The sequence below is a fragment of the Herbaspirillum sp. 1130 genome, from assembly GCF_017833835.1.
Lineage (GTDB): Bacteria > Pseudomonadota > Gammaproteobacteria > Burkholderiales > Burkholderiaceae_D > Herbaspirillum > Herbaspirillum huttiense.
Genome location: NZ_JAFICQ010000001.1, coordinates 144032 through 170549, shown reverse-complemented (window position 1 = coordinate 170549; position 26518 = coordinate 144032). Strand labels below are relative to the sequence as shown.

Annotated in this window: 27 protein-coding genes; 5 read left to right on the top strand and 22 right to left on the bottom strand. The window is 62.7% G+C overall.

Translation table 11 applies throughout. The features are described from left to right. Positions 1–37: 37 nt before the first annotated feature. The 7 genes from JOD78_RS00840 to flgB all read right to left on the bottom strand — a co-directional run bounded on the left by JOD78_RS00840 (position 38) and on the right by flgB (position 5352). Complete coding sequence (locus JOD78_RS00840; protein ID WP_134135366.1) at positions 38–697, bottom strand: flagellar basal body L-ring protein FlgH; 660 nt, start codon at positions 695–697, stop codon at positions 38–40. 60 nt (positions 698–757) lie between these two features. Next, positions 758–1540 (bottom strand): flagellar basal-body rod protein FlgG, encoded by a 783-nt coding sequence (gene flgG / locus JOD78_RS00835; RefSeq protein WP_034331590.1) that lies wholly within the window; start codon positions 1538–1540, stop codon positions 758–760. A gap of 65 nt (positions 1541–1605) precedes the next feature. Continuing rightward, on the bottom strand, positions 1606–2343 hold the full coding sequence (flgF, locus tag JOD78_RS00830; RefSeq protein WP_034331591.1) for a flagellar basal-body rod protein FlgF: 738 nt from the start codon (positions 2341–2343) through the stop codon (positions 1606–1608). Between the two features lie 110 nt (positions 2344–2453). Continuing rightward, positions 2454–3734, bottom strand: coding sequence for a flagellar hook protein FlgE (flgE, locus tag JOD78_RS00825; protein ID WP_121039728.1), 1281 nt, complete (start codon positions 3732–3734; stop codon positions 2454–2456). A gap of 39 nt (positions 3735–3773) precedes the next feature. Beyond that, positions 3774–4499, bottom strand: coding sequence for a flagellar hook assembly protein FlgD (locus JOD78_RS00820; protein WP_034329667.1), 726 nt, complete (start codon positions 4497–4499; stop codon positions 3774–3776). Positions 4500–4513: 14 nt separating this feature from the next. After that, positions 4514–4918: a flagellar basal body rod protein FlgC gene (flgC, locus tag JOD78_RS00815; protein ID WP_034329665.1), complete on the bottom strand. Its 405-nt coding sequence runs from the start codon at positions 4916–4918 to the stop codon at positions 4514–4516. Positions 4919–4923: 5 nt separating this feature from the next. Then, entirely contained in the window at positions 4924–5352 is a 429-nt protein-coding gene (gene flgB / locus JOD78_RS00810; protein WP_034329662.1) for a flagellar basal body rod protein FlgB, read from the bottom strand. Between the two features lie 228 nt (positions 5353–5580). Between flgB and flgA the strand changes: the two genes are divergently transcribed. The 3 genes from flgA to JOD78_RS00795 all read left to right on the top strand — a co-directional run bounded on the left by flgA (position 5581) and on the right by JOD78_RS00795 (position 7336). Beyond that, on the top strand, positions 5581–6318 hold the full coding sequence (gene flgA, locus JOD78_RS00805; protein WP_245201941.1) for a flagellar basal body P-ring formation chaperone FlgA: 738 nt from the start codon (positions 5581–5583) through the stop codon (positions 6316–6318). Positions 6319–6531: 213 nt separating this feature from the next. Further along, positions 6532–6846, top strand: a complete 315-nt coding sequence (flgM, locus tag JOD78_RS00800; protein WP_039788497.1) for a flagellar biosynthesis anti-sigma factor FlgM — start codon at positions 6532–6534, stop codon at positions 6844–6846. Between the two features lie 31 nt (positions 6847–6877). Next, a complete protein-coding gene (locus JOD78_RS00795; RefSeq protein ID WP_134135250.1) occupies positions 6878–7336 on the top strand; it encodes a flagellar protein FlgN in 459 nt (152 codons plus the stop codon). Between the two features lie 128 nt (positions 7337–7464). Here the strand turns inward: JOD78_RS00795 and JOD78_RS00790 are convergent, their stop codons facing one another. The 12 genes from JOD78_RS00790 to JOD78_RS00735 all read right to left on the bottom strand — a co-directional run bounded on the left by JOD78_RS00790 (position 7465) and on the right by JOD78_RS00735 (position 21460). Beyond that, on the bottom strand, positions 7465–8202 hold the full coding sequence (locus tag JOD78_RS00790) for an RNA polymerase sigma factor FliA (protein WP_121039722.1): 738 nt from the start codon (positions 8200–8202) through the stop codon (positions 7465–7467). A 5-nt stretch (positions 8203–8207) separates the two neighbouring features. Next, positions 8208–9011 carry an antiactivator of flagellar biosynthesis FleN protein gene (locus tag JOD78_RS00785; RefSeq protein ID WP_039788501.1) on the bottom strand — a complete coding sequence of 268 codons (804 nt, stop codon included), beginning with the start codon at positions 9009–9011 and terminating at the stop codon, positions 8208–8210. A 34-nt stretch (positions 9012–9045) separates the two neighbouring features. Next, the gene (flhF, locus tag JOD78_RS00780; RefSeq protein ID WP_121039719.1) at positions 9046–10536 is read right to left on the bottom strand and encodes a flagellar biosynthesis protein FlhF; all 1491 of its coding nucleotides are present in this window, start codon (positions 10534–10536) and stop codon (positions 9046–9048) included. Further along, positions 10533–12641 carry a flagellar biosynthesis protein FlhA gene (flhA, locus tag JOD78_RS00775; RefSeq protein WP_039788504.1) on the bottom strand — a complete coding sequence of 703 codons (2109 nt, stop codon included), beginning with the start codon at positions 12639–12641 and terminating at the stop codon, positions 10533–10535. Before flhA ends, flhF begins: the two co-directional genes overlap by 4 nt. Before the next feature lie 2 nt (positions 12642–12643). Further along, positions 12644–13819 (bottom strand): flagellar biosynthesis protein FlhB, encoded by a 1176-nt coding sequence (gene flhB, locus JOD78_RS00770; protein ID WP_121039716.1) that lies wholly within the window; start codon positions 13817–13819, stop codon positions 12644–12646. Between the two features lie 359 nt (positions 13820–14178). Then, entirely contained in the window at positions 14179–14838 is a 660-nt protein-coding gene (cheZ, locus tag JOD78_RS00765) for a protein phosphatase CheZ (RefSeq protein WP_121039713.1), read from the bottom strand. Continuing rightward, entirely contained in the window at positions 14831–15226 is a 396-nt protein-coding gene (gene cheY, locus JOD78_RS00760; protein WP_006712751.1) for a chemotaxis response regulator CheY, read from the bottom strand. Before cheY ends, cheZ begins: the two co-directional genes overlap by 8 nt. A gap of 177 nt (positions 15227–15403) precedes the next feature. After that, positions 15404–16480: a chemotaxis response regulator protein-glutamate methylesterase gene (locus JOD78_RS00755; RefSeq protein WP_121039710.1), complete on the bottom strand. Its 1077-nt coding sequence runs from the start codon at positions 16478–16480 to the stop codon at positions 15404–15406. An 80-nt stretch (positions 16481–16560) separates the two neighbouring features. Next, entirely contained in the window at positions 16561–17166 is a 606-nt protein-coding gene (gene cheD / locus JOD78_RS00750) for a chemoreceptor glutamine deamidase CheD (protein ID WP_039788508.1), read from the bottom strand. After that, positions 17163–18035 (bottom strand): CheR family methyltransferase, encoded by an 873-nt coding sequence (locus JOD78_RS00745; protein ID WP_034329518.1) that lies wholly within the window; start codon positions 18033–18035, stop codon positions 17163–17165. The genes cheD and JOD78_RS00745 overlap by 4 nt, the downstream gene beginning before the upstream one ends. A gap of 262 nt (positions 18036–18297) precedes the next feature. Continuing rightward, positions 18298–19377, bottom strand: coding sequence for a glycosyltransferase family A protein (locus JOD78_RS00740; protein ID WP_121039707.1), 1080 nt, complete (start codon positions 19375–19377; stop codon positions 18298–18300). Between the two features lie 412 nt (positions 19378–19789). Next, the gene (locus JOD78_RS00735; protein ID WP_204725388.1) at positions 19790–21460 is read right to left on the bottom strand and encodes a methyl-accepting chemotaxis protein; all 1671 of its coding nucleotides are present in this window, start codon (positions 21458–21460) and stop codon (positions 19790–19792) included. A gap of 247 nt (positions 21461–21707) precedes the next feature. On the opposite strand from JOD78_RS00735, the gene JOD78_RS00730 reads away from it, so the two are divergent. Then, on the top strand, positions 21708–21983 hold the full coding sequence (locus tag JOD78_RS00730; RefSeq protein ID WP_034330055.1) for a metal/formaldehyde-sensitive transcriptional repressor: 276 nt from the start codon (positions 21708–21710) through the stop codon (positions 21981–21983). 16 nt (positions 21984–21999) lie between these two features. Continuing rightward, on the top strand, positions 22000–22962 hold the full coding sequence (gene dmeF / locus JOD78_RS00725; protein ID WP_121039695.1) for a CDF family Co(II)/Ni(II) efflux transporter DmeF: 963 nt from the start codon (positions 22000–22002) through the stop codon (positions 22960–22962). An 87-nt stretch (positions 22963–23049) separates the two neighbouring features. Here the strand turns inward: dmeF and JOD78_RS00720 are convergent, their stop codons facing one another. From JOD78_RS00720 to JOD78_RS00710, 3 genes are all read right to left on the bottom strand, one after another. Beyond that, positions 23050–23292, bottom strand: a complete 243-nt coding sequence (locus tag JOD78_RS00720; RefSeq protein WP_034330072.1) for a hypothetical protein — start codon at positions 23290–23292, stop codon at positions 23050–23052. A 118-nt stretch (positions 23293–23410) separates the two neighbouring features. Then, a complete protein-coding gene (locus tag JOD78_RS00715; RefSeq protein ID WP_209569105.1) occupies positions 23411–24706 on the bottom strand; it encodes an acyltransferase in 1296 nt (431 codons plus the stop codon). Positions 24707–24876: 170 nt separating this feature from the next. After that, the gene (locus JOD78_RS00710) at positions 24877–26517 is read right to left on the bottom strand and encodes a GMC oxidoreductase (RefSeq protein ID WP_209569107.1); all 1641 of its coding nucleotides are present in this window, start codon (positions 26515–26517) and stop codon (positions 24877–24879) included. Position 26518 lies beyond the last annotated feature (1 nt).

The window sequence follows — 26518 nt, the reverse complement described above, 5'->3', positions numbered from 1 at the left end:
GCGAAAAATCCTTTCCGGGTCATTGCACTGCTCCACATCAGAAAGGAGAAACGCTGAAGAAGAAACGGCCCAGCGAGGACATGAAGTCAGCCATGTCGACGCGGGTATTGGTACGGTATTCGACCTTGGCGTCAGCCACCAGGGTAGACGAAACGGTGTTGCCGGTCTGGATGTTGTCGGGGCTGACGGTGCCGGAGAAGCGGACATATTCCACGCCCTTGTCCAGCGCCACCTGCTTTTCACCCGAGACCACCAGGTTGCCGTTGGGGAGCACTTCCACCACGGTCACGCCGATGGTGCCGGTGAAGGTGTTGCTGGAGCTGGTGGCGCCCTTGTCCTCGAATTTGGAGGACGAGGTACCGGAGGCGGACAACTCCTTGATGGATGTGCCGAAGATGGTCGGTGCCGGCGAGGCTACCGTGCCTGTCTTGCTGGCCGAACTCCCGGCTGACTTGACGGCACTGGTCTTTTCGTTGATGACGATGGTGATGGTGTCACCCACCAGGCGCGCGCGGCGGTCTTCCAGCAAGGGGCGGTAGACCGCCGACTGGAAGATCGCGCCGGAGGTCGGCGGTGCGTAGGATGCCGGTTGCGGACGCGCCGTCTTGGGCCCGGTCACGATACTGTCCGGCACGGTGGTGCAGGCGCTCACGCCCAACACGCCCGCGATGGTGGCCAATTTCAGCATGCTTTTCATCATTGCCTCGTCCTTCTTCTGCTACCGACTGCCTTGTTCAAAAACCACTGCACGACTGCATTACAGCTGCGAAATCTTGGCCAGCATCTGGTCGGAAGTGGTGATGGCCTTGCTGTTGATTTCGTAGGCGCGCTGGGTCTGGATCATGTTGACCAGTTCTTCCACCACGTTCACGTTGGAGGTTTCCACGTAACCCTGCCACAGGGCACCGGCACCGTTGGTGCCCGGGGTGTTCGGGTTCGGGGTACCGGAAGCGGCGGTTTCCACGTACAGGTTCTCGCCACGGCTTTCCAGACCGGCCGGGTTGATGAAGGTGGCGACCTGGATGGTGCCGATCTGGGTGGTGGCGGTCGAACCGGCCTGCATGATCGAGACGGTACCGTCACGGCCCACGGTCAGCTTGGTGGTGTTGAGCGGAATGGTGATCGGCGGCTGCAGCGTATAGCCGCTGGAGGTCACCATCTGGCCCTGGCTGTCGGTCTGGAAGGAACCGTCGCGGGTATAGGCGGTGGTGCCGTCCGGCAGCAGGATCTGGAAGAAGCCGTTGCCCTGAATCGCCAGATCCTTGTCATTGTTGGTCTGGTTGACGTTGCCTTGGGTGAAGATACGTTCGGTGGCGACCGGACGCACGCCGGTACCGATCTGCAGGCCCGAGGGCAATTGCGTCTGCTGCGAGGACTGGGCACCGGGCTGGCGCACGGTCTGGTACAGCAGGTCTTCGAACACGGCGCGCGAACGCTTGAAACCGTTGGTGCTGACGTTGGCCAGGTTGTTGGAGATCACGTCCAGTTGCGTCTGTTGCGCATCCAGGCCGGTCTTGGAAATCCACAGGGAACGAATCATTTGTTTCTCCGGTAATCAGCGCTTGCGCTGCGGGTGCATCGGTGAGGTCAGGTGCGTAGGCAGCATCAAGACAGCGACAGGATCGTGGTCGCCTTGGTGGAATCACTTTCGGCGGTCTGGATCACTTTCATGTTCATTTCGAACTGGCGCGACAGGTTGATCATGTTGACCATCGCTTCCACCACGTTCACGTTGCTGCCTTCGACCGCACCGCTGGCCAGGCGCACGTTGGCGTCGGGCTGGGCGGCACCGGTGATGGTGCGGAACAGGCCGTCGTCGCCGCGTTTCAGGTTCTTCTCGTCCGGGTTGACCAGCTTGATGCGGCCCAGCACGTTGACCGCATTGGGAATGCCGTTGGTCGGGATCGACGACACCGTGCCGTCAGCCGCGATGGCCACGGTGGTATCGGGCGGAATCGTGATCGGACCGCCGTCACCCTGCACGGACTGGCCGTTCTGGGTCTGCAGGATGCCGTTCTCGTTGATCTTGAAGCTGCCGTTGCGGGTGTAGGCTTCGCCGCCATCGGCAGTCTGCACCGCGATCCAGCCACGGCCCTGAATGGCCACATCCAACGCACGGCCGGTGTCCTGGATCGGACCCTGCGAAAAATCATTGCCTGCGGTGGAGTCCACCACGAAAGCACGCGTCGGCAAGCCCTGCCCCACCACCGGTGCCGAACGGAAGGTATTCAATTGGGCACGAAAGCCCGTGGTCGTGGCATTGGCCAGGTTGTTGCTGGCGCTGGCTTGCTGCTCAAGCGTGTGCTTGGCGCCCGACATCGCTGTATAGACCAGACGATCCATATCACCCCTTAGTGGTGGCACCCATCCCTGGCACCACCGGTTGAAACCGGCCACCGGCGACGCCGGCAGCCTTGAAGCAGGCGCGCCGCAAGGCGCGCCGGATCACCCTGTTAACGCAGGCTGACCAGCGTCTGCAACACGGTATCCTGCACCTTGATGGTCTGCGAGTTGGCCTGGTAGACACGCTGCGCCACGATCATGTTGACCAGCTCGGCGGTCAGGTCGACGTTGGAGTCTTCCACCGCACGTGCCTGCAGGGTACCGAAGGTACCGGTGGTCGGCTTGCCCACCAGCGGGCTGCCGGCGGCGGCGGTGGCGGAGTACAGGTTGTTGCCCAGCGGCTGCAGGCCGTTGGGGTTGGCGAAATTGACCAGCACCACGCTGCCCAGATTCTTGGTCTGCTGGTTGCTGTAGGAACCGACGATGGTGCCGTCCTTGTCGATCGAGAAGCTCGACAGGGTGCCCGGCGGCATGCCGTTCTGGCTCTGCGCCAGGTTGACGAAGGCCGAACCGGTCTGGGTCGAGCCGGTGTAGCTCAGCGCAATGGTGCTGGCGAAGTTGCCGCCGGCCTTGGCGATGCCGGGGTTGGTGCCGGTCGAACGCAGGTCGATGGTCATGGCACCGCCCGAGGTCAGGGTACCGGTCGAATCGAACACCATCGAACCCAGCTTCAGGGGGACCGTGCCGCCCGAGGTGGTGGTCAGGGTCTTGCCGTCGACGGTGGCGTAGACGTCCCAGGTAGTGGTCGGCGGCGTGCCGGTCGGCGTGTTCTTCACATAGAAAGTCTGGACGCTGTACGGATTGCCCAAGCTGTCATAGATGGTCACGCCGGTCGAGTTGTTGTACGAGGTCGGGTCGGTGGCGCTGAAGGTGGTCGTGGTCGGCACGGTCACGCGCGAATCCAGGTTGACCTTGGTATTGATGGTGGTGGTGGTGGTCGCCGGGATCGAGGACGTATCAATCTGCAGGCGCACCGGGTCGCCACCGGTCACGCCGGCTGCATAACCCATCAGGAAGGCCCCGTTCATGCTGGGGTTGACGATGTAGCCGTTCTTGTCGAGCTGGAACTGGCCATTGCGGCCGTACATCGGCGACAGGTCGCTGGAGCTGGCGGCCAACTGGAAGAAACCGTCACCATTGATGGCGATATCCAGCGGGTTGTTGGACGACGTGATATTGCCCTGGGTGAACTGTTGCGCCACATTGGCGACCGTCACACCGATACCCACCGGCGAATTGCCGGAACGGTTCATGGAATTGGCGTACATGTCGGCAAACTGCGTCTGCGACTGCTTGAAACCCACCGTGCTGGCGTTGGCCACGTTATTACCGATGACGTCCAGGCTCTTGGCTGCGCCGTTCAGTCCGCTCAGACCTTGCTGAAAACTCATGAGATATCCCCTTGTTCCGAATGTTGTCGGTAATGACGATTAAAGAATTTGCACGACGTCGGTCGGCTTGATGGTGCCGACATTGGTGACGTTGAGCTTGACGCCGTCCGACGCAGTCGAGACGCTGGAAACGGTACCGAACGACAGGGTCGAAGCGGTGACTGCAGTGCCATTGTTGGAGGCACTGACGGTGAAGGTGTAATTGCCGTCGGCCACCTTGCCGCCGGTATCGTTGGAGCCGTCCCAGATCACCGGCACCACGCCGGCGGCCTGGGTGCCCAGGTCGGTGGTGTGCACCACGGCGCCCGAGGAATCCTTGATGGTGACCACTACGGAGGAGGCGGTACCGGACAGGTTCACGCCGAACACCGCCTTCTGGCTGGTGGTTTCCGTACCGCTGGCATCCTTGGTGGTATCGCTGGTCAGCTGGATGCTGTTGCCCGGGGCCAGCACGCTGTGGCCGATCATGTTGGCGGTCGACAGCGCCTGCGAGGAATTGAGGTTGCTCATCAGCGTGGACAGCGAATTGTTCAGCTGGCTGATGCCCGTGACCGTCGACAACTGTGCCATCTGGGTGGTCAGCTGCGAGTTGTCCATCGGGTTGCTGGGATCCTGGTTCTTCATCTGCGCAATCAAGAGCGTCAGGAAGCGGTTCTGGATCGCGTCCGGGCTGTTGTTGTCCAGACTGGAAGAGCTGGTGGTAGTGGACGAGCTACTGCTCGTGCCATTCATTGCGGTGAGCAGGTCACTGGAGACGATTGCCATGGTTCAGGTCCTGGTTATTGGCCGATGGTGAGGGTCTTGACGAGCATGGCCTTGGCCGTGTTCATCGTTTCCACATTGGTCTGGTAAGAGCGGGAGGCCGAGATCATGTTGACCATTTCCTCGACCGGATTGACGTTGGGCATGGCGACGTAGCCATTGCCATCGGCCATGGGATGCTTGGGGTCGTAGACCAGCTTGGGCGGGGCCTGATTCTCGACCACGGCCGCCACTTTCACGCCGCTGTCCTTGACGCTGCCCACCGGAATGGCTTCGAACACCACCTGCTTGGCCTTGTAGGGCGTGCCATCGGGGCTGGTCGCGCTGTCGGCGTTGGCGATGTTGCTGGCCGTGGCGTTGAGGCGCTGTGCCTGGGCGCTCATGGCCGAGCCGGCGACGTTGAAGATGTTGGAAAGAGACATGTTTATCAGCCCGGTTGGATAGCGTTCAGCATGGCCTTGATCTGGCCGTTCACGGAGGTGACGCCGGCTTCGTAGCGGATGCCGTTGTCCAGGAATTCATTGCGCTCCACATCCATATCGACCGTATTGCCGTCCACGCTGCCCTGGGCCGGCGTGCGGTACTGCAAGGCGGTGCCGCCGATGCTGCCCGGACCGTTGTCGGGCGCGGTGCCGGCCACGTGCGTGGCAGCAGTGCGCTCCAGCTGCAGCGGCGGGATCGTGTTGGACTTGTTGTCCAGCGCATTCTTGAGCGCGTCGGCAAAGTTGACGTCACGCGCCTTGTAGTTGGGCGTGTCCGCGTTGGCGATGTTGGACGCCAGCACCTGCTGGCGCTGGGACCGCAGGTTCAGCGCCATCTCGTTGAAACGGAAATAATCGTCGAGCTTAGAGACCATCAGGTCCTCCGGAAGTACCAGCGCCCCCTGTCCTGCCCGGCCTGTTGCCGGGCCGCTTGCGGACTGCGCCGATGATGGAATTACGTAGGCTTGATCATACGTTCGCACCCCGAACTCTAAGGGGCGATAAAGAGAGAAAAGCCTCCCCTGTTTGCCCTTTTGACCTCGCGCGCGCGACGTACCATGAGTGCCAAGATTCGCCTATGCCCTGCGGGCAAGTTGCACAAAATGAAACACGCTTTCCGCGCCCTGCGCCGCACTTTCGCCGTCCTGTCCTTGCTGGCAGCCGGCCTGGGGGCGACTGCGCCTGCGCTCGCCCAGAACGACCCCAACTCCCCCCAAAAGCAGGACTTGCAAGCCTTGCAACACGTGGCGGAGCAATTCCTGAAAAGCCAGACCTCGGGCTTGCCCGGCAGCGTCACGGTCACCATCGATCCCGCCGATGCACGCCTGACGCTGGCGGCCTGCCTTGAACCGCAAGCCTTCATGCCCAATGGTGGCCGCCTGTTCGGCCGCACCACGGTCGGCATCAAGTGCGTGGCCCCCTCCCCCTGGACCATCTACCTGCGCGCCAACGTGCAGGTGATCTCGGATTACCTGGTCGCCGCGGTCCCGCTGGCCCAGGGCCAGACCATCAGCGCCAGCGACATCACACGCATTCGCGGCGACATGTCGGCGCTGCCCAGCGGCGTGATCACCGAAGAATCACAGGTCATCGGCCGCGTCGCCAACATGTCGCTGCGCGCCGGTACGCCGCTGCGCCTCGACACCATCCGCAACCAGCGCGTGGTGCAGCAAGGCCAGGCGGTACGGGTCGTATCGATCGGCCCGGGCTTCCAGATTTCCACCGAAGCGCGCGCCCTGACCACTGCCAACGAAGGCCAGATGGCCCAGGCCCGGACGGCGGCCGGCCAAGTGGTGAGCGGTATTGCCAAAGCGGGCGGGATTCTGGAAATCAACTATTGAGCCGGTGGCCCCGGTTTCTCTATTGATATGAAGCAATTTCCCGCAGGGCAAGTCCCGCGCGAAACGCAGCGGATCGCCCGGACAGGAATGTGAAGAAAAGTACCCGAATTCAGCTTAATTCAGGTGCGGGAATGTTAAAGTTTGCCCAGAACTGGTCGATAATCCATACGACAGGCGGGTGCGAAGCGCCCCCACCCTACAAGGAATACTGCCGTGAACGTTAACGACGCCCTCAAATCTGCTGCCCTCAACACCGAGCAGACGCAAACGCAGACCCGCAACACGACTGCCGCCAATCCTGCGGGCACCGACCCGGCCGCCACCAAAGCGGCTTCGGACAGCGTGCGCTTGTCCAGCACCTATCAGGCGCTGGAAACCAAGGACACCAAAAACGGCGGTTTCAATGCCGAAAAAGTGGAAAAGCTGAAAGCGGCCATCGCCAACGGCACTTTCCAGATCGATGCCGACAAGATCGCCGACGGCGTGATCGATACCGTCAAGAATCTCATCAGCGCCCGCCCGGCCTGATTCCCGTTTTACCGCTCAGAGGATCTTTCGCATGAATCCGGCCAGCAACCTGTCCCTGGAACACGCCGCGCTGTCGCGCCTGGTGGAAAAACTGAGCCAGGAACAGGCACTGCTGGCGGAAGCCACCGCCGAAGGCCTGACCGACATCATTACCGAAAAGGCCGCCATCGTTGCTGAAATGTCCACGCTGGCCGGCAATCGCCATGCGCTGCTGGGCAGCCTCGGCTACAGTGCAGATGAAAGCGGCATGCAACAGTGGATGAATGAGCAAGCCGGCGACGCTGACCGCGAGATCTGGGCCAGCCTGTTCGAACTGGCGCAGGACGCCAAGGAACTGAACCGCGTCAATGGCCTGCTGATCGGCAAGAAGCTGTCCATCAATCAGAGCGCCCTGACCATCCTGCAGGGCAAGACCGGCACCGGCAATTTCTATGGCCCGGACGGCCAGAACAGCATCCGGTCCTCGGGACGCCGTCTGGGCGTGGTATAAGTTTCAGCCGCCTCCCGCTCACGGAAGCACAGCAAGATCGCATCAACAAAAAGCCCGGCATTTGCCGGGCTTTGTCGTTAACGCGTCCTGCGTCCTCTCTCGGATCTGCGCCCTGAAGGCAGGCAGCCTCAGGCCACCCCGCTCCAGGAATGCTCGCGCAGATACGAACGCATGCGCGAGATCGCCTGGCTGTGCAACTGGCACACGCGCGATTCGGAAACGCCCATGACGGCGCCGATTTCCTTGAGGTTCATTTCCTGCTCGTAGTACAGCGCCATCAGGATCTGCTCACGCTCGGGCAAGGCCTTGATGGAATCCACCACGGCTTCACGGAAACCGCCATTGATCAGGCTCTGCAGCGGATCATCATCGCCGTCACCGGTCTGGTAGCGGTCCAGGAAGTGTTCGTGGCCGCCATCGTCGTCGTGAAAATCTTCGTAATAGATCAACTGGTGGCCGCCGCAGTCGGTCAGCAGCGACTGATACTCGGCCAGGCTGATCTTCATGTGCTGCGCCACTTCTGCTTCTTGCGGCTGACGGCCCAGTTGCTGCAGCAGGGACTGCATGGCTTCTTCCACCTTGCGCGCATTCTGGCGGATGCTGCGCGGCAGCCAGTCGCTGCTGCGCAGCTCATCCAGCATGGCACCACGGATGCGCTGCACGGCGTAGGTCTCGAACTGCGCGCCATGGGTTTCCTCGTAGCGGTTGACGGCGTCGAGCAAGCCCATCATGCCGGCCTGGATCAGGTCGTCCACCTCTACGCTGGGGGGCAGCTTGGCCTTGAGCTGATGCGCCAGTTTCTTGACCAGCGGCGCATGCTGCTCCAGTACGTCGTTCTTGCCCTTTTTTCCCTTGACGTTATACATGCACGTCACACTCCCAGACTGGCACCGTCGGTGGCCATCCCGTAGCTGCTGCGAGCCGCATCCGGACCGGCCGTGAAGCGCTTGGACAGGCGCTGGAAAGCCAGCGCGGCACCGGCGAAGGGAAACACGTCCATCACCGCCCGCCCCTGTCCGGTGGCGCGGCGAATATGGTCATCCGCCGGAATCGCGCCGATGAAATTGAGCTGCGCCGCCAGGTAGCGGCTGGCCGCCTGGGCCATGTTGGCGTAGACGGTACGGGCTTCGGCTTCGGTGGCATCGTTGACGATGAGACTGAAGGGACGGCGGCCGATGCGGTCGCTCAAGCTCTTCAGCAGCACATAGGCCGCCTTGATGGAAGACGCCGTGGTCGAGACCTGGATCACGATCTCGCCCATTTCCATGGTCGGCACCGGCAGCGACAGGTCGCGCGCCAGCACGCCATTGACGAGCGTAATCTCGGCCTGCTCGATGAGGCTGTCGAAGATCTCCGCCAGACGGCCGGCATGCGGATCGGTCGCCGAGGGCACGCTGCGGCGGGCGATGCGCGCCATCGAAAAACCTTCCGGCAGGAGCCGTGTGGCTTCCGCCATGGGACGCTCCATCCGCGCCACTTCCTGCAGCGTCGCCACGTCGTGACGCAGGCCGATGCGGGTCAGCAGACCGGTCGTGGCAACGTCGCCATCCACCACCAGCACGCTGTGCTTGGCCTGCGACAGGGACGCCGCCAGATTGATGAGCATGGCACTCTTCTCTTCCTCACCCAGCACCGAGAAGAAGGTGAACAGCCTGGGCACCGGACGCTCCAGCATCCGGCGCAGCCCTGCTGCCTGGTCGATATCGTAACTAGCCAAAGCTCACCTCACGCAGTCCCCGGTCATTCATGGACATGGCAGTAGGACCGATCACGCCCGGCAACTCACCTTCCTGGAATTCGAAAGGGGCGGTTTCACGCTTCTGCTTGAAGGCACGGTCGGCCAGGTAGAGCTTGTTGGCCACATGCAGGTCTTCGGGCACGCGCTGGCCATTGGCCACGTAATGCAGGTTGAGCTTGTGGCGGATCACCACATCCAGCACGTTGCCGATGGTGGCGGCTTCGTCCAGCTTGGTGATGATGCAGCCGGCCAGCCCGGAGCTGGAATAGGCATGTACCACTTCATTGAGCGTACCGCCGGTGGCGGTGGCATTCAGGCACAGCAGGCGCTTGATGTCCACGCCGGCACCGGCCAGCATGGCGTCCTGCTCGGCCACCATCTGGTCGCGCTGGCCGACACCGGCGGTGTCGATCAGTACGGTGTGCTTGCCTTTGAGTTCTTCCAGGGCGATGCGCAAGTCGGTCTCATCCTTGACCGAGTGCACCATCACGCCAAGGATCTTGCCGTAGATGCGCAGTTGTTCGTAACCACCGATACGGTAGCCGTCGGTCGTGATCAGGGCCAGCTTGCCGGAGCCGTGGCGCATCACGCAGCGCGCCGCCAGCTTGGCGGTGGTGGTGGTCTTGCCAACGCCAGTGGGGCCGACCAGCGCGAAGACGCCGCCGTTTTCCAGCAGTTCGTTTTCGTTGGCCAGGGTATTGAGATTGCGCGCCAGCACCGACTTGACCCAGAACATGATGTCCTGCGACTTGGAGTTGGCAGGCAGGTTTTCGGTGATCAGGCGCGACAGGCTGGCCGAGAAGCCGGCCGCCAGCATTTCCTTCAGTACCACGCCCTTGAGCGGATCGCGTTTCTGCGTACCGCCCCAGGAAATCTCCGCCAGCTGGGTTTCCAGCACGCCGCGCATGGAGCGGATCTCGCTCATGACTTCGGAGAGGATTTCGTCGTAGTCCTTGCCATCGAATTCAGGCAGGGCCGAACGTGGACGCTGGTCGTGTTCTCCGGATTCCTGCGCCTGCTGGGCCGAGGCCGGACGGCCACCGGCCGCCTGCTCCGCGCGGCGGCTGCGCCAGACGCGGGCATCGCTGGCCGGAGCGGCTTCCACCGGGCGCGCAGGCGCGCGGCCGTGGGCCGGCTGGTCCAGCAATGGCGCATGCTCGGGACGCGCGGCGCGGGGCGGCTGCTGGGCCAGCGGCGACGACAGCAGCGCCGGACGCTTGGCCTGCTGTGCGTTCGGCGCACCGGACTGCTGCTGCAGCGAGGCCGCCTGCGGGCGAGCATTGGGGTCGCGCGCGCCGGTCGGGGCCACCAGGGTGGTCATGTCCTCGTTGGCCATGGCCAGGATCTCCACCCCGTCAGGAATATTGCGGTTGGAGAGAATGACGGCATCCGGGCCAAGCGCCTCGCGCACCTGACGCCAGGCCTCGCGAGAAGAATTGGCGATAAATTTCTTGACGTTCATGCTTGCCCTCCAACTAGGCTGGTAACTTTAATCGTTTTCGACTCGGGTACTTCAGCGTGCGACAGCACGCGCAACTGCGGCATGGCGCGGCGCAGGAAGCGCGCCAGCAAGGTCCGCAGCGGTGCGCCGACCAGCAACACGGGCGACAGGCCCATCTGCTCCTGGCGCTGCGCCGCCATTTCGGTCTGCTGCACCAGCGAATCGGCCAGGCCCGGCTCGATGCCGCCGGTGTCGCCACTGGCCTGCAGTGCCTGCATGAGCAGGCGTTCGAGCTTGGAATCGAGGGCCATGACGGCCAGCTCGCTCTCGCCCGGGAAAATCTGTTGCACGATGGCGCGTCCCAGCGCAATCCGTACAATCGCCGTCAGGTCGGTCGGATCCTGAATGCGGGCGGCGTGTTCGGCCAATGTTTCGATGATAGTGCGCATATCGCGGATATGCACGCCTTCCAGCAAGAGGTTCTGCAAGACCTTCTGCAGCGTGCCCAGCGGCAGCATCTTGGGCACCAGGTCCTCAACCAGCTTGGGGGCTTCCTTGGCCAGGTGATCCAGCAGGCTCTGCACTTCCTGGCGGCCCAGCAGTTCGGCCGCATGCGTGGTGATGAGGTGATTCAGGTGCGTCGCCACCACGGTACCGGCATCGACCACGGTGTAACCCATGGTGGAAGCCTGTTCGCGCAGGCTGCTGTCGATCCACACGGCCGGCAGGCCGAAAGCGGGATCGGAGGTCATCATCCCTGGCAGCGGACCAGTCACCATGCCCGGATTGATGGCCAGGTACTGGCCGGCATGCGCCTCGCCGTTGCCCACTTCCACACCCTTCAGGGTGATGCGGTAGGCCGACGGCTTCAGTTCCAGGTTGTCGCGGATGTGAATCGGCGGCGACAGGAAACCGACTTCCTGGGCGAATTTCTTGCGGATGCCCTTGATGCGCTTGAGCAGTTCGCCACCCTGCCCCTTGTCCACCAGCGGGATGAGGCGATAGCCGACTTCCAGGCCCAGGGTATCGACCGGCATGACGTCGTTCCAGGTCGCCTCTTCCGCTTCCGAGGGCGCAGCTGCGGCGGCAGCGGCCTGCGGAGTGGCCGCGGCGGCTTCGGCCTTGGCCGTTTGCACCCGCTTGCTGATGGCGTAGGCACCGCCGGCCATGGCCGCAGCCAGCAGCAGGAAGGCGATGTGCGGCATGCCCGGGATCAGGCCCATGCCGCCGATGATGACGGCGGTAATGTAGAGCACTTCCGGCTTGGCGAAGAGCTGGTTGATCAGTTGCCCGCCGACGTCCTGGTCGTTGGCCACGCGCGAGACCACCACACCGGCGGCGGTCGAGATGATCAGCGAAGGGATCTGCGCCACCAGGCCGTCACCGATGGCCAGCAGCGTATAGTTCTTCAACGCGGCGTCGAAGGCCAGGTCGTGCTGCACCATGCCCACCACCAGGCCGCCGACGATGTTGACCACCGTCACGATGATGCCGGCCACGGCATCGCCGCGCACGTACTTGGAGGCACCGTCCATGGCCCCGTAGAACTCGGATTCCTGCGCCACTTCCTTGCGGCGGGCGCGGGCTTCGGGTTCACCGATCATGCCGGCGTTGAGGTCGGCGTCGATCGCCATCTGCTTGCCGGGCATGGCGTCCAGGGTGAAGCGCGCGCCCACTTCGGCAATACGGCCGGCACCCTTGGTCACCACCATGAAGTTGATGATGGTCAGGATCACGAACACCACGATACCAACGGTGTAGTTGCCGCCGATCAGGAAGTGGCCGAAGGCTTCGATCACCTTGCCGGCCGCATCCGGACCGGTGTGGCCTTCGGTCAGCACCACCCGGGTGGAGGCCACGTTCAGTGACAGGCGCAGCATGGTCGACACCAGCAGAACCGCCGGGAAGGCGATGAAGTCCAGCGGCTTGACGGTGTACAGCGCAGTCATCAGCACGATCACCGACAGCGAGATGTTGAAGCTGAACAGCAGATCCAGCATGAAAGCCGGCAGCGGCAGCACCATCATCGCCAGCATCATGACGATCAGGATCGGGGCCGCCAGCGCCCGGCCGCTCTTGAGCGGGACCCAGGCCGGGATTTTCATGGTATTGAGTTTGGTTGCCATCGTTACTGCCTGTTTCTATTCTTGGGGCCGCGAGGCTTCTTGGGCGCAGTGGCCGGATCAAGGTCCTTGGGCACGTTCAGTTCGGTCGGTTCCACCGGACGGTTGCCGCCGAACTGACCGAAGGTACGCAACTGGAACACGTAGGCCAGCACTTCGGCCACGGCGGTGTAGAGCGCTTCGGGAATCTCGTCGCCGATCTCGGTATGGGCGTGCAGCGCACGTGCCAGCGGCGGCGCTTCCAGCAACGGCACCTTGTGCTCGCGTGCCAGTTCGCGAATCTTGGCGGCGACGTCGTCGGCGCCCTTGGCCACCACCTTGGGCGCGCCCATCTTGCCTTCGGTGTACTTCAGGGCGACCGCGAAGTGGGTCGGGTTGGTCACCACCACATCGGCGGTCGGCACTTCGGCCATCATGCGGCGGCGGGCCATGGCGCGCTGCATCGCGCGAATCTTGCCCTTGATGTGCGGATCGCCTTCGGATTCCTTGTGTTCCTGCTTGACCTCTTCGCGCGTCATGCGCAGCTTGCGGCCGTAATTCCAGATCTGGTAAGGCACGTCCAGCGCCGCGATCAGGATCAGCGCCGAGACCATGGTGATGAAGCTGATCCACAGCAGCTGCGCGGCATGTGAACCGGCGGTCTTGAGCGATTCCACGCCCAGGCCCATGACGGCATCCAGCTGGCTGCGGATGGCGATCCAGGCCACGGTACCGACCAGCAGCGTCTTGAGCACCGCCTTGCCCAATTCGACCAGGGAATTGATCGAGAACATGTTGGCGAAGCCGCTGATGGGATTGAGCTTGCTGAATTTGGGCGCCAGCGAATCGACGTTGAACAGCCAGCCGCCCAGCATCAGCGGCGCAGCCATGGCGGCCAGTGTCATCAGGAAGGCCAGCGGGATCATGGAAACGGCCACATCCAGCATATGGGCACTGAGCATGTCGAACAGCAGCGCCGGGTCGAAGGCGGCCGCCCGTTCGAAGGTCAGGGTCGCCACCATGATGCGATCCAGGGCGGTCACTACGGGGCCGCTGAAAAGCCAGACACAGCTGCCGCCGACCAGCAGCATCAAGGTCGTGGCCAATTCGCGCGAACGCGGCACATCCCCCTGCTCACGGGCACGCTCAATGCGTTTGCCCGTGGCGGGTTCGGTCCGCTCCATGTCGCTGTCTTCGGCCATCCGCCGTATCCCCCTGCTAAACCGCTTTTCCGCCAGCGCCGGCGCTGGACGGATTTGTAGAACAATAGGCTAGGATTATTGGCGAGCGGCCGCCCGGATCATCAGGGGAATAGGGGCGAAAAGGTCCCCCATTTCGGACTAGGCAAAACCGCAAGGGTCTGCCTTGGACAAAACGCTACGTATCGGGCCGTCAAAATGTGAAGAAAGTCAAGCTGGACGGGCACTTGCGGCCACCTGCCCGGCCTGAAAAGCCCGCCCGGCGTGGCGTAGCGGCCACATCAAGACAAAACGCTCCGGACTTGCCTGATTGGCAAGTGCCGAAGCGTCTATCCGGGTCGGGAGATGCGGAGAAACCGGCTTCAGAAGCCCAGACTCTCCAACAGGTCGTCCACCTGCCCCTGGTTGGCGATGACATCCTTGCCGGCAGGATCGATCTGGGGACCGTTGAGCAGTCCCGTATCCTCGCGCTTGGTCTCGGTGGGCGCGTAGTCCACCAGCAGCTGCACCAGTTGCGATTCCAGGTCGTGCGCCAGCTTGGTGACGCGCTTGATGACCTGGCCGGTCAGATCCTGGAAGTCCTGCGCCATCATGATGTCCAGCAGTTGCTGCTTGGTGACGCTGCTGTCTTCGCTGGCCTGGGCCAGGAAGGCGGAGGTCTTCGCCGCCAGCGCGCGGACATCGGCTTCGGCAAAACTGCCGGTAGCAGCCGCATCCCATTGCGCCTTGAGCTCGCTGGCACCTTCATTGATGCGCTCCTGCAGCGGGCTCGCCAGTTCGGTAGCGTTGAGCACGCGCTGGGCGGCCTGTTCGGTCATGCGGGCCACGTATTCCAGGCGGTCACGCGCGTCCGGCATGTCGCTGGCGGCTTTTTCCAGCAGCCGGTCGAAGCCCAGGCCGCGCAAGCTGTCGTGCAGGTTGCGCGTCATGTGGCCGATACGGACCAGCACCTCGTCGTTGACCCCGGTGCCCTCGGCGGAGGGCGTGCGAGCAGGATGAGCGGCGTTGTCCACCTCAGCCACCTGCGGCCATTTTTTCGAAGATCTTGCCCAGCTTTTCATCCAGCGTCGCCGCGGTGAAAGGCTTGACCACGTAGCCATTGGCACCGGCCTGGGCGGCGGCGACGATATTTTCCTTCTTGGCTTCGGCCGTCACCATCAGCACGGGCAGCTTGGACAGGGCCGGATCCTTGCGGATTTCCTGCAGCATGGTCAGGCCATCCATGTTGGGCATGTTCCAGTCGGAGACGACGAAGTCGAACTGGTCGCTGCGCAGTTTCTGCAGCGCCTGCACGCCGTCTTCGGCCTCGTCCACGTTGGTGTAGCCCAATTCCTTGAGCAGGTTGCGCACGATGCGGCGCATGGTCGAAAAGTCATCGACGACTAAGAACTTGGTATTGGGACCCGACATGCTAAGACTCCATCTGAACAATTGAATTCTTGATTATCGGCAAGTTGCGCAGCGAACTTGAACCGACCTCTCTTTTTTACCTCAGCACGGGCGGGAGAGCCCATGCTGCCTCTTATCTGCAACGCATTGTAGTGCAGCAAAACAAAATTGGCAGAACAATAAGCGCTGAAAAATGCTTCATACGCGCAATGCGCGGCTTCCGTGTTCTGCCAGCCACGCCAGCACCCGGCCCGGCATGGATTGCAGCGACAGCACTTCGTGCGCGGCCCCGATGGCAATCGCTTCGCGCGGCATGCCGAAGACCACGCAGGATGCTTCATCCTGGGCAAAGTTGTAGGCCCCGGCATTGCGCATCTCCAGCATGCCCTGGGCACCATCCTTGCCCATGCCGGTCAGGATCACGCCGACCGCGTTCTTGCCGGCACAGGTAGCGGCCGACTGGAACAGGACATCCACCGAAGGGCGATGCCGGTTCACCGGCGGGCCCTGGTCGAGCTGGGTCATGTAGTTGGCACCGCTGCGCACCAGTTTCAGGTGCGAGTGGCCCGGCGCGATGTAGGCATGGCCCGGCAGCACGCGTTCGTTGCCGGCCGACTCCACCACCGAGATCTTGCACAGGTTGTTGAGGCGCTGGGCGAAGGAGCGCGTAAAGCCCTCCGGCATGTGCTGGGTGATCAGGATGCCCGGGCAATCCGAGGGCATGCGGATCAGGAATTCCTTGATGGCTTCGGTGCCGCCGGTGGAGGCCCCGATGATGATCAGTTTTTCGCTACTGGTGAGCGGATTGCGGATCTGCGGCAAGACCTCGCCGGGCGTGGTCGCCTGCTCGGCGGCGCGCGACGGACGGGCGCGCACGCGCGCCTTGGCGGCGGCGCGGATCTTGTCGGCGATCATGTCGGCATATTCCTGCATGCCGCTCTGGATCGAGATCTTGGGCTTGGTCACGAAGTCGATCGCGCCCAGTTCCAGCGCACGCAGGGTGATTTCGGAGCCGCGCTCGGTCAGCGAGGACACCATCACCACCGGCATGGGGCGCAGGCGCATCAGCTTTTCCAGGAAATCCAGGCCATCCATGCGCGGCATTTCCACGTCCAGCGTCAGCACGTCCGGATTGGTCTGCTTGATCAGCTCGCGGGCAATGATCGGGTCCGGCGCCACGCCGACCACTTCCATGTCCGGCTGGCTGCCGATGATCTCGCGCATCACGCTGCGGATCAGTGCCGAATCGTCGACGATAAGAACTTTAATTTTCATCACTCAATCACTCAATCACTCAAACTCAATGTTGCAGGTTGCCCTGAGATGCCTCGGGTGTCGTTGTCCACCCTGCCCCATCAGAACAGATCCACCTCGCCGCCGACCGGCTTGGTGACCAGCTTGCTGGCGTAGGCTTTTTCGCGGTTCACCAGGGTGTCGTTGTGCATCTGTTTCAGCTTCTTGACCAGCACCTTGCCGGTACGCGGGAAGAAGTACACCTTGCGCGGATAAATGTCATTGAGGTCTTCGGCAACCACGCGGATGCCTTCGGCCTTCAGATAGCGCCGCACGAATTCGGCATTGCGCTCGCCCACGTTGATGGCCGAGAAGCCGCGCAGCACGTTGCCGCCGCCGAACACCTTGGCCTCCAGGTTCTCGCGCCGCGCGCCGGACTTGAGCACTTCGTTGATCAGCACTTCCATGGCATAGGTGCCGTAGCGCGCCGAGGCCGACACCGGGCTGCCATCGTCGCCGCCGCCATCGGGCAGCATGAAGTGATTCATGCCGCCGATGCCGGAGACGCGGTCACGGATGCAGGCCGAGACGCAGGAGCCCAGCACGGTGACGATCATCATGTCCTTGCTGGTGAAGTAGAACTCGCCCGGCAGGATCTTGGCCGCATCGCAATCGAAAGTGCGGTCGTAGTAGAGATTGGTGGCAATCTGCTCCGAGGCGTGGCTCATGGCTTGGCCCTCGCGACGCGCTGGTTGGCATTGAGCTCATAGACCGTCTTGCCCTTGAGCTTGAGGGCGTCGGAGACATACAGGAAGTTCTCCGAGTGGCCGGCGAACAGCAAGGCGTGAGGCTTCATCAAGGGTACGAATCGGGACAGGATCTTGCTCTGGGTAGGTTTGTCGAAATAGATCATCACGTTGCGGCAGAAGATCACGTCGAACTGGCCGCTGAGAGGCCAGCCATCGCCCAGCAGGTTCAGTTGCTTGAAGGTGATCAGCTTGCGCAATTCGGGACGCACGCGCACGTAGCCTTCATGGCTGCCCTTGCCGCGCAGGAAGAACTTCTTGACGCGCTCGGGCGACATCTTCTCGATGCGCTCCATGGGATAGACGCCATTGGCACCGGTAGCGAGCACGTTGGTATCGATGTCGGTGGCCACGATCTGTACGGGCGGCGTCATCGAGCCATAGGCTTCACAGGCGGTCATGGCGATGGTGTAGGGTTCTTCTCCGGTGGAGGCAGCCGAACACCAGATGGTCGCGGGTTCCTTCAGGGTCTTGAGGAAGTCGGCGAGGATGGGGAAATGGTGCGCCTCGCGGAAGAACGAGGTGAGGTTGGTGGTCAGCGCATTGGTGAAGGCTTCCCACTCTTCGGAGTCGTGGGTGCGCTCCAGCATGTCCAGGTATTGCTGGAAGGAAGTGATGCCGGTGGCGCGCAGGCGTCGCGCGAGGCGACTGTAAACCATTTCCTGCTTGCTGTCGGCCAATGCGATGCCGGCCCGCTGGTAGATCAGGCCACGCACTCGCTCGAAATCACGGCTGTTGAAATCGAACTCCTTGCCGGATGATTCGCCCTTGCCTGGTACCGTCGGCTTCACTGTCTTCCCTTCCCTGGCGCAGCGCACGTCGCGGCGCTGCTTGCTATCTGTCGCCCGCCCCATCTGGGCGGACATCCCCTTGGCGCATAATCTATCAGCCGCCTGGCGGGGTCAAGCGAATCAGCCTTGGAAATGAAACGGTTTTACCCCCCTATTGCGACAAGTCAATCGGGGGCAGCCGTGCATAGACTTCTCAATCCTTGGAAATCCTCACGGGAAGCGTGGGACGGAGCGGGCGGGAGCGGCCCCGCCCGGTGCAACATCAGGCCGGAACACCTTCCGGCAGGACACTCATGCGGCGCTTGCCGGGCAGGCGGCGAATCAGCCAGGAACGGATCGCGTTCCACTCGCCGGTCTCCGGCACTTCGCGCGACTGGAACAGGAAGTAACGCCACAGCAGCAAGGCACTGTTGCGGGTGTCGGCGATCTTGCGGAAACGCAGTTCACGCTCGACCTCCGGCGATCCCTCGAACCCGGCACGTACGCTGGCTGCCATGCGTTCGAATTCCGCCGAGAAATCGCTGCGCCCTTCCAGCTCGAACAGGATCCCGCCATGATTGCAGAAAGGCGCGGGATCGAAATAAGGCTGCTGCTTCATCTGCGCAAAAGCGCGGGACAGATACCGCGAGATCTGCAGCGAGACTTTCATTTGATCATCGAAGCGACGCGCACTGACGTTGTTACCGTGCCAACGATATTTGATCAGCTTGTGCGGCACGTTGTTGCACTTGCCCTGCACGGCCAACTGCCCGAACAAGAAGTAATCTTCCGCCAGGTTCTTGACGACCATCTGCTGTTCGGGCGCGAACACGCCCATGAAATCGCTGCCGTAACGGATGCCGGCCTTCTGCACCTGGGCGAAATCCAGCATCGCCGTGGGGTGTGCAATCGGATTGCGGAACAGGCTGGCGGCACCGACGCGCAAGCGGCCGATGGGCATCGACATGTCGCCGATCGGCGCGCCGGCGGCATTGATCACGTCGGCCTGGCCACCGATGGCCACGCACTGGCGGTCCTGCTCGAAGGCTGCCAGCGATAGCGCCATGCGTTCCGGGTAGCAGACATCATCGGCATCATGCCGCATGACATAGCGGCAATCGCTGATCTCCAGGCCCTTGTTGAGCAGGCCGGACAAGCCATCCGCCTCGGGGAAGGAATGCAGTTCGATACGCGGATCGGCCTCGTGATAGCGCGCGGCCATTTCGGCGCTGCCGTCATCCGAGCCGTGATCCAGCACCAGGACACGCCAGTCCTTGAAACTCTGTGCCTTGAGGCTGTCCAGGGACTCTGCCAGGAAATCCACGCCATTCTTCACCGGCAACAAGACGTCGATGGTGGCCATCGTCACACTCCATAATCAAATGATTGAGATTCATCCGCGCACAAGACCTGGCGCGGGACAGTCGGCGCATTGCCCCGCCAGTCATCCTTGCAATGAGAGGCTTGGACGAGCCACCTGGCCAACAGTTCAGGGATGAGCTGACCAGCGCAAGCCATCATGCGGCAACCGGAGGCATCGCCGTCATCACCCCGCTGGAGCGAAGCGCGCTGCACCTCGGCCCCGAGGCTGAACAGCAGGCCGCAGACGCAAAAAGACAGCCACGTTGACCTCATTGCGATGGTGCAACAAGCAACGCGGCCTTCTGGCGGGCGGTTTATGCTGCACTGCAAATACTTGTCGAATAGTCTATCAAGCTCTACGGAGTGTCAAGCAAATCTGACGGGGTGAGGCATGGCCCCGCCAGGTCCCGCCCTCAGCGCCGCAGCGCGCGCGTGCCCGCGGACGCCAGCCGGGGTGCGGCTGCGGCAGGCACCGGCGTTTTGGCCGGCACCGTGTCGCCGGAGGCCGGTGCGTGGCTGGAGCGATACCCCACCCGGAAGCCGCCCCAGTGCTTGCCGTTCACGTAGATCGGCACCGACAGGTCGTGCATGACCTCGCCAGTGTCGCGCTTGTAGGTCTGCAGGAGGAAGGGCCTGGTATTGGCTCCGCAGCGCTTGCCGGTGCGGTCGCTGAAGATGCGTTTGGTGCGGTTGTTGACCAGATCGGTGTCGTAGTCGCCGGTCAGGGGCTGAGAGAACTTCTTGTTGTGGGTCGGGAAGTAGCCGTTGTTGTCCACTGCACCCGCGTAGGCCAGTTGCGGCATGCTGGCCAGCAGCGCTTCCTGGATCGCTGGCAGCACCCGATCGGTAAAGCCGTCGAACTGGCTGGAATGCTTCTGCGGCGAGGTGTTGGGGATAGGCTTGTAAGTACGGTCGAACAGGGCCGCCTCACTGATCTGGCCGGAACGGATCGCGGTCTCGAACAGCTTGCCTACGGCCTGCGCCGCACCCGTGGCGGCGACACGGATATCGTCGTGTCCGCTGCGGGCGCCGCCATCGATGATGGCTTCGAACACCGCTTCGGCACGCTCTGACAACAACATGGCGGACGCCGCCACGCGCGGCAGTTCCTGATCGGTGTGCAGCATGCCGTTGCGGATGTCGGTGATGGCCTCGGCGATCTCCTGCGTGGTCTGCACGTGTTCGCGCGAGGCCACCGCGATCTCCTCGATCTGCTCCTGCGACTGGCTGGAAGAGCGTTCGATGCTGTTGAGCAGGCCGTGTACCTTCTCCACATTCTGGGCCGCCTCCAGCACCCGGCTGCTGAGCGAATTCATGCCGGTCGCCGCGCGCTCGGCTTCTTCGGTGATGGCCCGCACCATCACGCCGATATCATCCGTGGCTTCCTTGGTCCGCTGGGCCAGCTGGCGCACTTCGCCCGCCACCACGGCAAACCCGCGCCCCTGCTCACCAGCGCGCGCCGCCTCGATGGCGGCGTTCAGGGCCAGCAGGTTGGTGCGGGCCGCGATCTCGCTGATGACTTCGGTGATGCCGTGGATGCGGCGCGACTTTTCCTGCAGCTGCGCCATCATCGAAGAGGCTGACAAGGCATCCGTGCGGGCCTGCCCGATCTGCTGCAGTCCGCGATCCACTTCAGAGCGGCCGCTGACACTCTCGGTACGCACCTCCGCCGCGATGGCCGAGGCGCGCTCGGCATTGGCGGCAATCTGTTCAGTGGTAGCGGCGTTCTGCTCGGCACTGGCCGCGATGCGGTCGGCGGCGACCACGTCCTTGCTGATCTTGGTCTTGATGGTATCGACAAAGAAGGAGGTCTCCGCCGCCCCGATCATGATGTGATCGATCTCGCCGCTGATCTTGTCGACCAGTTGTCCTTCTCCGGGCTGTGCACGCCGCTGCGCCAGGGCAAACCCGGCCAGCCCCAGCACCACGGCCACACCGCTGCAGCCTGGCGCACTCAGCCATTGCGCGGCACCGGCCGCATGCAAGGCCAAGGCCCCTGCCCCGCCCAGCACCAAGCCCGCCACCCAGGGCAATCCACCAGTCCATGCCCGGGCGGATGCACCGGCTCCCTTGTTCTTCCCCATCCTTGTCTCCTCGCGGATTTTCCGCTTTTCTTCACCTGATCCACTACAGGTTTGATTGCGGACGAAACACACCGCATTGTCCAGAGGCTATAGCGGCCAGCTTACGCGTAACTGAATGAACAAAGCTTCATATAGCCATATTGCCACAGCACAAGAGCGCCGGTACCCCTGCTCCAAGGCCAATTGCACTTGTCCAGCGCAATGACGCTATAATCCCCTCCTTTAATAGGATAGGGGGGTATGGTATATGGCCCATCTCACACAACAGACGGATGCCCTGCTCAAGCGCGTGCGTCGCATCGGCGGCCAGGTGCAGGCACTGGAACGCGCACTGGAAGGCGAAGCCGACTGTGCCAAGACCTTGCATCTGGCGGCAGCCATCCGTGGCGCCGTGCATGGCCTGATGGACGAGCTGATCGAGGCGCATGCGCGGGAACACGTGGCCGCCCCCGGCCTGACCGATGAACAACGCCAACAGGGACTGGAAGAAGTCCTGGAGGCAATTCGGCGCTATGCCAAATGAAGTCGAAGGAGACGCCATGACCAGTCCCGCCACTTACCGCCACGAGCACATGTATCTGGGTGCCAACCATGACCGCAACACCCGACGCACGCTGTGGGTGGTGGCCTTGACCGCCGTGATGATGGTGGCCGAGATCGCCGCCGGCTACTTTACGGGGTCCATGGCCTTGCTGGCCGACGGTTTCCACATGGCCACCCATACCGGCGCGCTGGCCATTGCTGCCGGCGCTTACGTGTTTGCACGCCGCCACGCGCATGATGGCCGTTTCAGCTTCGGCACCGGCAAGGTCGGCGACCTGGCCGGTTTTGCATCGGCGCTGGTGCTGGCGGTGATCGCCATCGGCATTGGCGGCGAATCAGTGTGGCGGCTGGCCAGTCCGAGCACGGTGGATTTTGGCGAAGCGATCCCGATTGCCATCGTCGGACTGATCGTCAACATCGCCAGCGCCTTGCTGCTCATGGAAGGACATCATGGACACGAGCATGCCCACGATCATCCGCACGGGCATGCGCACCAAGAACACCATGACCATCACGGCCATCATGGCCATCACCATGACGGCCACGACAACAATCTGCGCTCTGCCTACCTGCACGTGGTGGCCGACGCCCTCACCTCGGTGCTGGCCATTGCCGCCCTGCTGGCCGGCCTCTACCTGGGCTGGACCTGGCTGGATCCACTGATGGGCGTGGTGGGTGCGGTGGTGATTGCGCGCTGGTCGTGGAGCCTGTTGCAAAGCAGCGCTGCGGTGCTGCTGGATGTGACCGATGCACAGGTCGCGGCACGCATCGAGCAGGCGCTGGCGGACGAAGCGGTGCACATCGAGGACCTGCACGTCTGGCGCATCGGTCCTGCGGCGCGCGCGGCGATCGTGAGCGTGTCCGGCGGCCAGTCCGTCACGGAAGCTCGCTTGCGGGAAAAACTGGCGGCGGTGAGCGAGCTGCGCCATCTGACGCTGGAACTGCATCAGGCCGGATGAGTGAGCGGCAGGCTGGCGTGAAACGATGAACAAAAAGACAGCGGCCGAGGCCGCTGTCTTTACATCTGCCGGGTGCAGCGTGCTGGCTCAGCGCCAGCCGCGATGCCAGCCGTAGTGCGGATGATGCCAGCCCCAGCCATAGTAGGAGTGATATTCCCAGACCCAGCCCGGACCGGGCGAAGCATAGGTGGGCTGCACGTACACCACCCCCGGCGGCGCAACGTAGGCCGGCTGGGCCACATAGGCCGGGCGTACCGTGGGCGGGGTCACCACGCAGCCGCTCAGGCCGAAGGCCGCGGCCAGTGCCGGGATCAATAGTAGGGATTTCATGGTCTTGCTCCTGATCTTGTTTGGCGGAATGTGACGGCGTGAGCAGACGCCGTTGACCACGATGGTGGTGAACAGATAACGAGCCAAATCAGAAGCGGGCGGACCTGAAATTGTGTGTTTATGTAACCTGCCGGGAGGCGGGATGTATTTCTGCACGCCACCATCTTTCCGCGAGACGCCGCGATCTGGCGCGCAATGGAGTTTCCACGAAACGCTGGACCAGGGCGGAAATGACCAGCACGATCGCGATCAGCAGCCCCCACGCAATGATCACTTCCACGACCGACAGTTGCGGCGTGCTTCGTTCGCCGATCATGGCTTCCGGTTTTTTCAGCACCACCCGCATGACCTGGCTCAGTACCCAGATCACTGCCACGTGCGACATGTAAACAGCGTAGGAGACTGCACCCAGCCAGGTCAGCGCCTTGAGGTTGAGCAGGCGATTCAGGTAACCATCCTTGACGGCGACCACGCTGGCGATGAGCAAGGCACTGAGCAGGTAGATCACCGCATCGTATCGCTCAGACGTCTTCCAGTGAAGAAACGCGACGATGGCGGCAAAGAGGATCAGGGAAAGCGCCCGCGGGAAAGCCAGCGGCAACCGTTGAACGGTAAAGGCTGTCAGGCAGCCGATGAAGAAACCCGCCAGACACTTCAGCAGATCACCAAACCCGAACGTGGCGTTGGTCACCAGCATCAGCAAGGAAGCCATGGCAAGCAGGGAAAACAGCAGGTTCTTGATCCGTGGCAGGCACAGCACGATCGCGCCGAAGATCAGATAGGTATAGAACTCCACGCTGATGGACCAGGCCGGCGTGTTGAAACTGGTGGGATGGCCAGCCGGCCCGATGGCCTGGACCAGAAAGATCTGCTGCACCAGGGCCGTCAAACTGTTTTCGCGGAACGGCTGGGAGTTGGGACTGACGATCCCCAGCCTGGCCTGGCCGACGTACTTGGCGACCTCGAACAGCACATAGACCAGCAGGAAGAGCAGGTGCACCGGATACAGCCGACCGAAGCGCAGGAACTGGAAGCGCATCAGATCCTGCGCACTGCCGATCCTGGCAGCATAAGCGTTGTAGATCACGAAGCCCGACAGCACGAAAAACAGGTGAACCATCAGGTAGCCGCTGCGGACGATGCCGATGTCAAACAGCGGGTTCCAGTTGGGGATGTGGTAGAACACCACCAATAAGGCGGCCATGCCGCGGATGCTTTCCAGCTCTTCGATCTTCGCCTGCCCCTGATACAGCGTCTGGACTGCCTTGTTCATGACTCCCCCCGGGGTGAAGTCCAGCTTGCACCCTTGCGTGCCGGCTGGAATTACGTGTATGAACTTCTCTGGCCAACGTTGCACTACGGTGTTCAGACTGCTTTGCCCCTCCCCCCGATATCCCTGCCGCCAGCCGGACAAGCGCTGTCGGAAACGGATACATGAAGCTTTTTGCAGATCTTGTGACTAAGCCTCCGGCTTGTTTTATGGTCCCCTCTCTGGTCCGACTGATTCACTGCTCCTCACTGCATTTCCACCCGGCCGGGATGCATGTCCTCGCGCTTGCGGACATGGCATCCAGACCGGCATGCTCACTGGCCGCTACGCAAATGCTCCGCCATCCGCAAGGCCATCGCCACGATGCTCAGGGTCGGATTGGCATGCCCGTTGGTGGGGAATACCGAGGAACTGAGCACCAGCAGGTTGTCCACGCCATGCAGGCGGCAATCGGTATCGACCACACTGTCACGCACCGACGTTCCCATGCGCGTGCTGCCGATGTGATGCCCGCCCACGGGCAAGGCGCGTGTCACCTGCTCCCGGAGCTCACCCGGATCAAAGTCCAGGCGGCAGTGCCGGGTCTTGGCCAGCAGCGACTGCATGGTCGTGAAGGATTGGATAGCGGACTCGATATCCTGCGCGGTCAGCCGCCAGTGAACATCCACCCGCCGCATGCCGTAGCGGTCGGTCGCATCGAGCAGGCGGATGCAGTTGCCGGCATCGCCCACCTGCTCGCTGTTGAATTCCAGCGGATAGGTGCCGTTGCGGTTGGGGATCAGCGTGTAAGGCAGCTTGCGCTTGGCCAGCTTGCGCTTGACCACCATGTCGTAGGCAAAGCCGAACACCGAACCCGCATCGAATATCACGTTGCGCAGATGCGCCAGCCGACGTGGATCAGCGGCTGCGCTCTGGCTGCCGTGATTGAGAATGTCCTGATGTTCGGAAGGCAGAACCGACTTGGCGAGATAAATCGCCGACAGCACGCCACTGCCATGGCGCGGATCGCCATAGGAAGGAAAATGCAGCCGCAAGGTCGAATTGAGCAAACCCAGCTGGTTTTGCCATTGCGGCGTGAACTGCAGCTTGCGGCGCGCATAGACGCCATCCTGCGTCTTCTGGAAACTGAAACGCGGCTTCTCGCCGGTGAGACGCATCTCGCCGAAGATCAGGTCGAAGTGGCAGGCGTAATAACGACCCAGGCTGCCGTCGAAGCGCTGCCAGGCAGGCAGCTCCTCGCGCGTACACAACAGCAGGCGGGTCGCCTCGATGGCACCTCCCGCCAGCACGAACTGTCCTGCCCGCACCGGGACCTGCTGCTGGCCATCGTGCAGCACGATGGACTCGATGTGCGAACCGTCGGCGCTGGCCACCAGCCGTGTGCAGCGGGCGCGCAGTACCACGGTCACCCGATCGGAGGCTTTCAGTTCATCGGCGAACTTCGCCGCAAAATCGGTCGGCAGACTGTAGCGCTCGATGTATTCGGTGAGAGCCTCCTGCAGCTGGGGCAGCTCGGAAAACATCGGACCATTGCCCCCGGCCAGGCTGGCCGGCGTAAAGTCAGCCGCGCCCGCATCGCAGTACTGCATCGCTTCCGGAAGATAGCGTGCGTATTCTTCATAGGAAATCGGCCAGCCGCTGAGCGGGACGTGCGGGCGCGCCGCAAAGTCCGCCGGATCCAGCGGCACGCAGCGGCCACCCCACAAATGCGTGGTGCCGCCAAAACGCTGACGGCGGTATTCGGTGGTCGCCGGGTGTGGCGCAGCGGCGCTGCCCTGGTAGGCGTCGTCGTCGACCTGCTCTTCACGCCAGTCGCCGCCATCGACCAGCAACACCCGCTGGCCCTGGCGCGACAAGGCCACCGCCAGGCTGAGGCCACCGGGGCCGCTGCCGACCACACAGACCGGGTAATCCTGCAGGCTTGCGCTGTCGCAATCGGAGAGATATCGGATCAAG